We start from the raw sequence: 1,131 nt of genomic DNA on the forward strand, positions 1-1,131 counted from the left end.
CTCGTGAAACGGGGCAAGGATTATCAACCGATGAGCCATTAGAACTAAATGCTCTTAGATATGCTAAAGCCTTTAACGTTTCTCCAGATGCAGCTTATTTAGCATTAATTGAAGCAGAAGATTCTCTTTTTAAAAGACAATTTACGATTACCAATGAAGATGGAACTTTAACAAAAAGTCGCTGGATTCAAGATGCTAATTATCGGAAAGGTGAAGGTCGGATATTGGTGACTCTAACTCGTGTGGTAATTGAACATGTCACTAAAATAGATGGGTTTGAACAGTATTTTACTAGCTACCATCTTAAAAAAACTTCGGATTTCAAAAGTGTTTATGCTGTACGACTTTATGAATTGTTAATGCAATGGAAGTCTGTAGGGAAAACGCCTGTTTATGAATTAAATAAATTTCGTAGTCAACTTGGTATAGGTGTTAACGAATACACTCGAATGGAAGCATTTAAGAGACGTGTTTTAGATATTGCAGTAGACCAAATCAACGAATTTTCAGATATCAATGTTAAATACGAACAGCATAAAAAGGGACGTAACATTTCAGGTTTTTCATTTTCTTTCAAACAAAAGAAAGGAGTTACAGCTAATGCAAATAGTAAGAGTTCAAATACCCTTGATCTTTTCTCGAAAATGACCGATGCACAACGCCATTTGTTTGCTAATAAACTGTCAGAACTTGCTGACATGAGTAAGTACTCTCAAGGTACCGAAAGCTATGCACAATTTGCTATTCGAATTGCTGAAATGCTACAGAATCAAGAGAAATTTGAAGAACTACTACCGTATCTTAAAAAAGTAGGATTTAACGCAAAATAAACTTCATGTTCAGGTAGGATGTTCAGATGAACATCCGTGTACATGCACTGAGGGACTACATTGAACACAACAAAATTTAGCGTTATGGACGCTAGTAAAGCCTTTAAAAAATCACGAACAACAATCTATGAAGCTATAAAAAATGGAGAATTATCAAGGGATAATGATGGACTTATAGATCTATCAGAATTAATAAGAGTTTATGGAAATCCAATTGGTGTTCAGTCCAGTACACGTACTGAACAAGTTCAAAGGGATGCACCTGTACACGTCCAGTCTGAGGTTGAAAGTGTCCTGAAAG

The 1,131-nt window shown here is 35.5% G+C and carries 2 protein-coding genes; both read left to right on the plus strand.

The genetic code is table 11. From position 1 onward, the window contains the following. The coding region (gene repM, locus FTV43_RS15720) for a replication initiation protein RepM (RefSeq protein ID WP_179995862.1) at positions 1–830 on the plus strand (830 nt) is incomplete at its 5' end. 60 nt (positions 831–890) lie between these two features. Then, a partial coding sequence (locus FTV43_RS15725) for a plasmid replication DNA-binding protein (RefSeq protein WP_257224138.1) occupies positions 891–1,131 on the plus strand: 241 nt, incomplete at its 3' end.

This window comes from Acinetobacter sp. YH16053, from assembly GCF_013417035.1.
Taxonomy (GTDB): Bacteria; Pseudomonadota; Gammaproteobacteria; order Pseudomonadales; family Moraxellaceae; genus Acinetobacter; species Acinetobacter towneri.